Origin of the sequence: Paenibacillus brevis (assembly GCF_018919145.1) — a bacterium.
In the GTDB taxonomy this organism is placed as follows: Bacteria; Bacillota; Bacilli; order Paenibacillales; family Paenibacillaceae; genus Fontibacillus; species Fontibacillus brevis.
The window spans coordinates 1-10,263 of sequence record NZ_JAHLQJ010000041.1 but is presented as its reverse complement, the minus strand read 5'-3'; the positions used below and the strand labels follow the sequence as shown (position 1 = coordinate 10,263).

Annotated in this window: 8 protein-coding genes; 1 reads left to right on the top strand and 7 read right to left on the bottom strand. The window is 49.2% G+C overall.

What is annotated here, in order from left to right; genetic code table 11:
* Positions 1-117: 117 nt before the first annotated feature.
* The 7 genes from KQJ23_RS23490 to KQJ23_RS23460 all read right to left on the bottom strand — a co-directional run bounded on the left by KQJ23_RS23490 (position 118) and on the right by KQJ23_RS23460 (position 8,249).
* A complete protein-coding gene (locus tag KQJ23_RS23490) occupies positions 118-1,146 on the bottom strand; it encodes a LacI family DNA-binding transcriptional regulator (RefSeq protein ID WP_216481322.1) in 1,029 nt (342 codons plus the stop codon).
* Positions 1,147-1,232: 86 nt separating this feature from the next.
* On the bottom strand, positions 1,233-2,066 hold the full coding sequence (locus KQJ23_RS23485) for a carbohydrate ABC transporter permease (RefSeq protein WP_216481321.1): 834 nt from the start codon (positions 2,064-2,066) through the stop codon (positions 1,233-1,235).
* Entirely contained in the window at positions 2,066-2,908 is an 843-nt protein-coding gene (locus KQJ23_RS23480) for a carbohydrate ABC transporter permease (protein ID WP_216481320.1), read from the bottom strand. Before KQJ23_RS23480 ends, KQJ23_RS23485 begins: the two co-directional genes overlap by 1 nt.
* 124 nt (positions 2,909-3,032) lie before the next feature.
* Positions 3,033-4,409 carry an ABC transporter substrate-binding protein gene (locus KQJ23_RS23475; protein WP_216481319.1) on the bottom strand — a complete coding sequence of 459 codons (1,377 nt, stop codon included), beginning with the start codon at positions 4,407-4,409 and terminating at the stop codon, positions 3,033-3,035.
* Positions 4,410-4,908: 499 nt separating this feature from the next.
* Positions 4,909-5,676 (bottom strand): succinate dehydrogenase iron-sulfur subunit, encoded by a 768-nt coding sequence (gene sdhB, locus KQJ23_RS23470; RefSeq protein ID WP_216481318.1) that lies wholly within the window; start codon positions 5,674-5,676, stop codon positions 4,909-4,911.
* Between the two features lie 13 nt (positions 5,677-5,689).
* Positions 5,690-7,435 carry a succinate dehydrogenase flavoprotein subunit gene (sdhA, locus tag KQJ23_RS23465; protein ID WP_216481317.1) on the bottom strand — a complete coding sequence of 582 codons (1,746 nt, stop codon included), beginning with the start codon at positions 7,433-7,435 and terminating at the stop codon, positions 5,690-5,692.
* A gap of 139 nt (positions 7,436-7,574) precedes the next feature.
* On the bottom strand, positions 7,575-8,249 hold the full coding sequence (locus KQJ23_RS23460; protein WP_044482154.1) for a succinate dehydrogenase cytochrome b558 subunit: 675 nt from the start codon (positions 8,247-8,249) through the stop codon (positions 7,575-7,577).
* A 240-nt stretch (positions 8,250-8,489) separates the two neighbouring features.
* Here KQJ23_RS23460 and KQJ23_RS23455 point away from each other — a divergent pair, with 240 nt between their 5' ends.
* Positions 8,490-9,389: a LysR family transcriptional regulator gene (locus KQJ23_RS23455; RefSeq protein WP_216481316.1), complete on the top strand. Its 900-nt coding sequence runs from the start codon at positions 8,490-8,492 to the stop codon at positions 9,387-9,389.
* Positions 9,390-10,263: the final 874 nt, after the last annotated feature.

The following is a 10,263-nucleotide window of genomic DNA, read 5'->3' as shown; positions in this document are numbered from 1 at the left end:
CTACACCACCCGCATAGCGGGTGGTTTTCTGTTTCGCACGCTTCGCGTACTCAACTGGCTTAAGCCATTAACAAGAAGAACCCGGCTGTGCAGAATGCTCTGCGCAGCCGGGTTCTGTCATATCCGGGTAGTGGATTCACGGATCATCAGCTCTCCGGGGAAAATTTTGTGGGAATGGGTCTGCTTCTTATTAATCAAGTCGAACAGAATCCGCAGCGTTTCCTCGGCAATTTCCTCAACAGGCTGCCGGATCGTAGTAATCGAAGGATTATAGTAATAAGCGATATCCAGGCCATCAAAGCCCGCAACCGAGTAGTCACCCGGCACATGCTTACCGCTTTCAAAAATGGCCTTGCACGCCCCCACAGCCAAGCTGTCCGAGACAGCAAACAGTGCTGTGAACGGTTCGCCTGACTCCAGCAAGTCTTTGGTGACCACATAGCCATTCTCCATCGAGTAGCTCTCCAGATGATCCTTCATACTGCAGACCAGTCTGCTGTCAACCTGCAGGCCGTGGTCCTCCAGCGCTTTCTTGTATCCTTCGTATCTCAGCTTCCCGATACTAACGTCGTCCATAGGAGCCGTGATGATCGCAATTTTGCGATGGCCTAGGCTGCACAGAAAATCGACGATTTTATAGCTTTCCTTAAAGTCATCCACTGAAACGGAGGAGAACTCAGTCGGATCGAATTCCGGCGCCATCCCGATCGTGCTGAGGACAAATGGCACTGTCAACTGCTCCAGCTTCTCCTTGGAATGAGAGAAGTATCCGCCGAGAAACACAATGCCCTTCAGCCGCTTCTCCTTTTCAAGCTCAATGGCCACCTCGATCTCATCCTGATGCTCATCTACCCTTTGCAGGATGAAGGAATATTTTTTGCGCTTGATTTCCTTCTCGAACACCTGGATCATCCGGTTGAAGAACGGATTCGTGATCCCTTTGATCAGCACAGCAATCGTCTTGGACGCGGAGCGCTTCAAATTTCTGGCGCTGTTGTTCGGAACATAATGGTTCTCCTTGATGACCTTCATAATCATCGCTTTTGTCTCTTCGCTGATATCCGGATGATTATTGATGGCACGGGATACCGTCGTTACCCCAACACCGCACATTTTTGCAATATCTATAATTGTAATCGATGCCATTTTTACGATCTTCCCTCATATTCTTGGTCTTGTCATTCTCATGTTGAATATAGCAATTAAATTTATGGAATACAAGACCCGAGGTCCTACCCTTTAACAGCGCCTGCCACCACGCCCTCAATGATGTACTTTTGGCAGAATAGATAGAAAATGATAATCGGGACAATCGCCAGCACCAGCATCGCCATCATCGCGCCCATATCGATCGAACCGTACCCGCCCTTCAAATACTGGATCGCGATCGGAATCGTCCTGTATTCGGACCCGATGACCAGCAGCGGGAGCAGATAGTCGTTCCATACCCACATTACGTTCAGAATAGCAACTGTAATAGCAATCGGCTTCAGGATCGGCAGGACGACGAGGAAGAAGGACTGAACCGGGGTACAACCATCGATAAGATCCGCTTCCTCGATCTCAAGCGGGATGGATTTGACAAAGCCGCTATACAGAAACACAGACAAGCCCGAGCCAAACCCGAGATAGATTAGCAGAATGCCAACCGGATTATCCAGATGCAGCATATTGACAGTCTTGGTCATGGTGAACATTACCATCTGGAACGGAACAATCATTGAAAATACGAAAACATAATAGATCATCTTCGTAAAACCGCTTTTCACACGGGTAATATACCAGGCCGTCATCGCTGTCAGCAGTACGATAATAAGAACCGAACCGACAGTGATAAAGAGTGACATCCCGAAGGCATTGAAGAAACCGGTCTTTGCCACACCTTCTGTGTAGTTTTTCAACCCAATGAACGTCGTCTGATCCGGAAACCGAAACGGGGTATCACTGATATAAAACTTCCCTTTGAACGAGTTCATCAATACGATCAGCACAGGGGCCAGGAACAGACAGGCCAGCAGGAACAGCAGAATTGATAAAGTTGTATCGCGGATTATGGTCTTTTTCATCAGCTCTCTACCTCCTTGCTTCGTGTAGCTGCCAGCTGGATCAGAGCAATCAAGGCAACCAGCACGAAGAATACCACGGCCTTCGCTTGGCCAACCCCTTCCCAGCCTACACTCCCATAGAACGTGTTATAGATATCGAGAGCCAGCATCGAAGTCTCCTTGGAGGGTGCGCCCGCGGTTAGCGCCAGATTCTGATCGAACAGCTTGAACGAATTCGACAGGGTCAGGAACAAGCAGATTGTAATAGAGGGCATGACCAGCGGAATCGTAACATTGCGTAATATGCCAAACCGGGTGCTTCCGTCAATTTGCGCAGCTTCGATAATTTCCTTGGATACATTCTGAATGCCTGCAATGTAGATAATCATCATATATCCGATCAATTGCCAGTTCATCAGAATAACCAGGCCCCAAAATCCGTAGGTAGCGCTGAAGGTTAGCGTTACATCGAACTTCATCAGGATTCCGTTGAGGATGAGCAGCCAGATATAACCCAATACAATACCGCCGATCAGATTCGGCATAAAGAATACAGTCCGGAACACATGGGTGCCTCGGGCGCCCCGGGTCAGCAGTACCGCCAGAAGAAATGCGAATACATTGATAGTAATTACAGAAACCACTGTGAATTTCACCGTAAACCACAGCGCATTTATGAAATCCTGATTCGAGAAGGCCTTGATATAATTGCCTAGTCCAATCCAAGAGGCATCGGTCACCGTCCTGAATTCCGTGAAGGACAAGTAGACGCCCAGAATAAACGGGATAATGAAAATGACGGCGAACACCAGGATCGTCGGCAATGCAAAAAGGGCGAAATATCTTTTTAACGATTTTTGCATGAGATTTCTGCTCCTCACCTTGCTTGACATGATGGATCAGCTTGATAGGCGAAATTGAAAAAAAGGAAGACCACGGCATACCGGCCGGTACACCGTGGCACTAAACACATTCGAGTACTGAGCCTTACTTTGCCTTTTCCGCTTTCCAGCTGTCCTTGAAGATTGTCACCACTTCGTCCCACGACTTATTGCCTTGGGCATATTGCAGCAGGCCATCCCCGAACTGATTCTTGAATTCCTCACTCGGGAATGCGGCGAAGGTCCATGGAACCGAGACGATGCCGTCTTTTTCCATCCAGTTCGTTACTTCTTTCGCAAGCGGGTCGGCAGGCTTCTCATTCTCCTTGAAGGTATTGAAAGGAGCGATGAAGCCAAGATCGTTCGTCACATAGGATTTACCCTTGTCACTGGAGAACAGCCACTCCAGGAACGCGATGGAGGCTTCCTGCTTCTCGGCAGACACCTTGCTATTGATCGCCAGGTAGTTCTCGGTTCCGATCGCCAGTCCTTGGCTTTCTTCTCCGTCTGCGCCAGTGTATATGGGCAGGAACCTGATATCCTCGGATTTCACTACATTGCCGTCCACTTCATTAATTTGCGACCATGCCCAGTTGCCGTTCTGCACCATTGCCGCTTGACCCAAGGCGAACTCCGCCATGGAATCCGATACAGACTTGCTGCCCAGCAGCGTAGGCTTCGTGACCGAATTATTGATATAGAGGTCAAAAATATTTTTGAAGTTCGCATTATACTTGAACTCTGCTTCGTTCGTTGCAAGACCGGCTAGCACGGTATTGTCATAATCTTTATTATCTTTGAACTCATAGTACAGGGGCATATTAGCCAAGTGGGTCTGCCATCTCCATTGCTCTCCTGCAGCCAGCGAGGTGGAAGCAAACACTCCCTTGATGCCCAGTTGCTCACTCTTCGCCGTCATATCCTCGACCACGGCTTTCAGGGTATCAAAGTTATTGACTTCTTCCATCGAAGATACCGATACCGCCTTATCCGATAGTCCAAAATATTGCTTCATCAACGCATCGTTATAAATAATGCCATACCCTTCTACTACATAAGGGATCCCGTATACGCCGCCTTCGCTCGTTACTGCCAGGCTTTGATCGGACAAGTAGCTGTACAGCTTGGTGTCCTTAAGATCCAATGTGTAATCCTTCCAGTTCTGATACCCTACAGGTCCGTTAATTTGGAAAATCGTCGGAGCCTCGGACTTGGCAATTTCCGACTTCAGCGTGGTCTCATAGGTACCCGCAGCAGCTGTAACTACCTTCACCTTAACGCCGGTCTCCGCCTCATAATCCTTGGCAATCTTCTCGTACACCTCTGCGATCTCCGGCTTGAAATTCAGGAAGTAAATTTCTCCGGCCCTGCCGCTTGCGCCATTCGAACCAGAAGCCCCGCTGTTGTCCTTACCGCAGCCCGCAGCAAGTCCTGCAAACAAAGTTAATGCAAGGACCAAACCCAACCATTTTTTACGCTTCATTCTCTAATAACCCTCCTGAAATTTTTTTATAAAACATAATGAATCCGTTTCCAAATAAAATATCGATTTAAATCGGTATCGTTTCCGAAAACCTTATCGGCATCCTTTTCGGTAACGTTTTCGATTTCTCCGACATCGTATCATATTCCATTTTTTAGATCAATACAAAATTTGTTTACGCTTTCAAAAATATATAAAAAAGCAGATTCCCTGCACCTGTCAGAGAACCTGCTTGAGACGCCGCTATGAATATGTTGCTATATAAGTTGAACTATAAAGGCTACGTAGAAAGGGCATAAGTTTGCTGTAGTGAAAGCTTTCTGAAACAAAGCTGCTTCGGGAGCATAAGCTCGAAAGCGTTCGCCTTTGTGAGCGGATTTCCACCTTATAATAACTTAGTCCAATTAGAGAAATCTGCGAACAACAGCGATCGTAAGAACACTTCACACGTTGCCCCAGAACGTAATATTCAGCAGTTCAACTTATATATAAAATATGACTATACATTCAACCAACGCTTGAACATATGCTTTGTGGTGGCTTTGTTCATTTCCGCAATGGAAGTCGTCAATGGAATCCCCTTCGGACAAGCCCGTACACAGTTTTGGGAATTTCCGCAGCCCTCAATCCCGCCATCCTCCATCAAGGCATCCAGCCGTTCATCCTCGTACATCTCTCCCGTTGGATGCGCATTGAACAAGCGGACCTGCGAGATTGCCGCCGGCCCCATGAAATCGGTTTTCTCGTTCACATTCGGGCAGGCCTCAAGGCATACCCCGCATGTCATGCATTTAGAGAGCTCATAGGCCCACTGCCGCTTCTTCTCCGGCATTCTTGGACCAGGACCAAGATCATACGTGCCATCGATCGGAATCCATGCCTTTACCCGCTTCAGGGCATTGAACATCCGGGCCCGGTCAATGACCAGATCCCTAACTACGGGAAAAGTACGCATGGGCTCGATTCGAATCGGCTGCTCCAATTGATCAATCAGCGCTGCACATGCTTGCCGGGGCTTGCCGTTGATCACCATCGAGCAAGCGCCGCACACCTCCTCAAGACAATTGGACTCCCAGCATACGGCTGTGGTCTGAGCCCCATCCAGCTTGACCGGATTCCGCTGAATCTCCATCAAGGCGCTGATCACATTCATGCCTGGACGGTAATCCAGCTCGAATTGCTCGATATATGGCTTGGATTCGGGATCATCTTGACGAGTAATAATGAACTTCACTTTTTTAACAGCGAGCTTCGTATCCGTAGTCATGATTCTCTCCCTCCTATTTATCCTTGGAATAGTCGCGAATCCGCGGCGGGATCAGAGAGACGTCGACCGGATCATAAGAGATTTGCGGCCCGTCAGGCGTCCACGTCGCCTTGGTTGTCTTCAGGTACTCTTCATCGTTGCGGTCCGGGAAGTCCGGCTTGTAATGCGCGCCGCGACTCTCATTGCGAAGGAGCGCACCGAGTGTCATCGCTTCCGCAAGCTCCAGCATATTCCACAGCTGTCTGGTAAACGCGGCACTGGCATTGTTCCAGCGCGAGGTATCGTTAATATTGATATTCTGATATCGCTGCTTCAGCTCCTTAATCTTGCTGATCGTCGCCTCCAGGCGGTCATTATAACGCACGACCGTCATATTGTCGGTCATCCATTCGCCCAGCTCCTTATGCAGCACATACGGGTTTTCCGTGCCGTCCATGGAGAGCAAGCGATCAAATTTTGCCTCTTGCTGCTTGGTGTAACGCTCGAATACAGCCGGACTGATGTCCTCTGCCGAGGTCTTGAGCCCGCGAATGTATTCCACCGCCTTTGGCCCGGCAACCATCCCGCCATAGATGGCCGAGACAAGCGAATTCGCACCGAGGCGATTCGCACCATGATACTGATATTCACATTCCCCGGCAGCGAATAAGCCCGGAACATTTGTCATCTGGTTATAATCGACCCACATCCCGCCCATAGAGTAGTGAACCGCCGGAAAAATCTTCATCGGAATCTTCCGGGGATCATCGCCCATAAACTTCTCATAAATCTCAATAATTCCGCCCAGCTTCACGTCAAGCACCTTCGGGTCCTTATGAGACAGGTCCAGATAGACCATGTTCTCTCCATTTACGCCAAGCTTCAGGTCTACACAGACGTGGAAAATCTCGCGAGTCGCGATATCCCGGGGCACCAGGTTCCCGTAAGCCGGATATTTCTCCTCCAGGAAGTACCATGGCTTGCCATCCTTATAGGTCCAGATTCTTCCGCCTTCCCCGCGGGCGGATTCGGACATCAGCCTCAGCTTGTCGTCGCCCGGAATTGCGGTAGGATGAATCTGGATGAATTCCCCGTTTGCATAATGAACGCCTTGCTGATATACCGCTCCTGCCGCGGTTCCTGTGTTAATAACCGAATTCGTTGTTTTCCCGAAAATAATACCCGGCCCGCCGGTCGCCAAGATGACCGCATCTGCCGCAAATGTAACAATCTCCATGGATCGAAGGTTCTGCGCACAAATTCCCCGGCACACTCCCTCATCGTCGATCACCGCGGAGAGAAACTCCCAATTCTCATATTTGGTTACAAGTCCTTCCGCTTCATATCTGCGCACCTGTTCGTCCAACGCATAGAGAAGCTGTTGACCGGTTGTCGCCCCCGCAAATGCGGTCCGGTGATGCTTGGTGCCGCCGAAGCGACGAAAATCCAGCAGGCCTTCCGGGGTACGGTTGAACATAACGCCCATCCGGTCCATTAAATGAATAATGCCGGGAGCTGCCTCACACATCGCCTTGGCAGGCGGTTGGTTGGCAAGAAAGTCCCCGCCATAAACGGTATCGTCAAAATGCTCCCAAGGAGAATCGCCTTCCCCTTTCGTATTCACCGCTCCGTTAATCCCGCCCTGGGCACACACGGAATGCGAGCGCTTGACCGGAACCAGCGAGAATAGCTGTACCGGAACTCCCGTCTCTGCGGCCTTGATCGTTGCCATGAGCCCGGCCAAGCCTCCGCCGACGATGATGATGCTCTGTTTTGCCATGTAAGCTCATCTCCTAAAAGTTTTGTATAGCATACATTTCTCGAATAACTTCGTACAAAACTCGCTTCGTAAGCAGCGGCTTAGTTTTGTATAGCATAAGCTTCTCGGGTTGCTTCGTAAGCTTTCGCTTCGTCCGCCCCTATCCGGCCAATGTCCGGAATGTCATCTCCAGCCAAGCTGTTCCTTCGGCCTGAAACTCCGCTCCCCGGAAAGCAAAAAGGGACCAGGTGAATAAAATGGCCACGATAACAAACAGCCCCATGCAAATGTTCGACGATACCCGCTGCGCGCGGGGACCGACCGTAATCCCCCAGCTAACCAGGAAGGACCACAGACCATTCGCAAAATGAAACGCTGCCGAGATGACCCCGATCAGATACAATATGAAATAGACCGGATGGGTCACTATCCCGTGCATCACTCCACCCAGCTCCTCATGGGTGACATTACCTAACGCTACCTGCACACGGGTCTCATAGACATGCCAGATCACGAAGGCGAATACAAGCACACCCGAAATACGCTGCAGCAAGTAACGCAAGTTCCGTTCATTCCGGAAACGATTATTGTTCGGCTTTGCCTGAAAAGCAATATACATGCCATAGACGCCGTGGTAGAGCAACGGCAGCCATATACCGAACATCTCCAGAGCCAGCACCATCGGCAAGCTGTTCAGGAAGGCGACGCTTTCCTTAAACCCTTCGCTCCCGCCTTCAACCGCAGAAAAATTCGTGAGCATATGCTCTAACAGGAAGAAGCCAAGCGGAATGACGCCCAGAAGCGAGTGCAGTTTCCTGGAATAAAACCCTTTCATAAGTTCATGAACCCCTTTCCATGTCATAGATACTCCAACTCTTCAAGGCCTTTAACAAATTCGCAATTCGTTGACGTATATGAAAAATTACACAAAAACAAGACTGTTCCCCACTAAAAAAAATGTTACTTGTGAACAACTTGTGTCACTTTTCATGTTACTCCTTTTTATCTTATAATGGAATTGCAATATATTTATTAATCCTTATTACATTTATGCATAAGAGGCAGGAGGATAACTATGAACGAGGAATTACTGGTCTTCACCACTGTCGTGGAGCAATCCAGTCTGAATAAAGCCTCCAAGCTGCTCAATCTATCACAACCGGCCCTTTCACGTAAAATCGCCAAGCTGGAGGAAGAATGGGGAGTAGCTCTATTTTTGCGTAAAGGAAAGCGGCTGGAGCTGACACAGGTCGGACAAGAGGCTTACGTATATGCCCTGGCTCAGCTCAAGCGCCATCAGAAGTTCCTGCAATCCGTATCCCGGTTTAAAGGCACAGAGCGCAGACTGGTGACGATAGGCGCAAGTCTGACTACGCTCCAGACGACCTTGCCTCCGCTTGTCACGGCTCTGATGCACAAATATCCTGATATCGAAATGAAGCTGATTACCGGGAAAACGCATGAGATTGTTGCCTCTGTAAGGGAACGAAAGGTCGATGTCGGCATCATTGCTTCGTCGATTCAAGAAACCGGCTTGATCTGTATCCCTATGTTTGATGATCACCTTGAGCTCGTCGTTGCAAAGAACCATGAATTAGCAGGGCAGGCTCGAGCAGAGATGGATTCGCTGCGGGGACAGCCGATGATCGTCTTCTCCAAGGGAACCTGGTACCGGCGGCTGATTGACGAGCTGTTCGGAAGATATGGGGTGGTGCCGGACATTAGAATGGAGATCGATTCTTTTGAGGCGATCGTGAGACTGCTTCCTACCTGCAAGACCGCTGCTCTTCTTCCCAAATCCTATCTGCGAAGCCAACTGTTAAGAGACAATGATCTTGTAACCGTGCCCATGAAGGAATTGGTACAGACCCGGCGGGAAACCTGTCTGATCTATGGGGAGCATACCCTGCTGAGCCCTGAGCTCAAAGAATGGATGAAGGACATCAAGGAAAGCCTGCCCCGCGAGCTATCTTGAATGAGCCGCGTCTGAAGCTGTTCATTTACCGGGGGACATTGCAATAAGCTTGCCGCCTGCGGCAGCAAATAGGAAAGTGTGCAACAGCAGGAAGACAGTTAAATCTTCGGAGGGCGAGTTGGAGGGGCAACGTGTGAAGTGTGCTTACGATCGCTGTTGTTCGCAGATTTCTTTATTTGGACTAAGTTCTAACAAAGGAGAAATCCGCTCACAAAGGCGACCGCTGACGCTCTATGCTTCCGACGTAGCTTTCTTACAAAAAGCTTTTACCTTCACACTTATGCCCTAACTACTTCGCCTTTGCTGTTTAACTGAAATGCAGTTTGCACGTGCCTGCGCCCACATGCATTACAGTAAGTTGGCCGCCTGCGGACACAGGCAGGTTACTCCGCGCAAGCCTCCTCCCAACCTCCCCTTGCTGCCAGGCTCGCCTTAGGTTAGGCATCACGAAGGAAGCCTGCGCGATTCACTTTACGCACAGCCAAATGGAACATTGAGCGCCTGGAGTTGCGCGCCCAGTCGCACGTTGCTTCGGCCTTACACAGAACGCGGAACTTCGTTATTCGACTAAGTATTCCAGCCTTGCTCTGAAACTTTACTCGCCTGCTTGATCAGCTTCATTACGGTCGCGCTCCAGTGAAATTTCTTACCTTAAATTCTTCATTCGACGCTCGAACCCATATTTAGTGAAAAAACTTACCTTAGATCGCCAGTAACTAGCCAAACCCACGTTTTAGTCAACTTTAAGTACAAAAATTTCACTATATCCGCATTTCTATTATTTTCACTGAATTTAAGGTAACTTTTTTCACTGCTATGAACGTTTTTTGTCAATCCCCTATTCCTTTGCCTTTTAACCAAAGGTTTATATCCA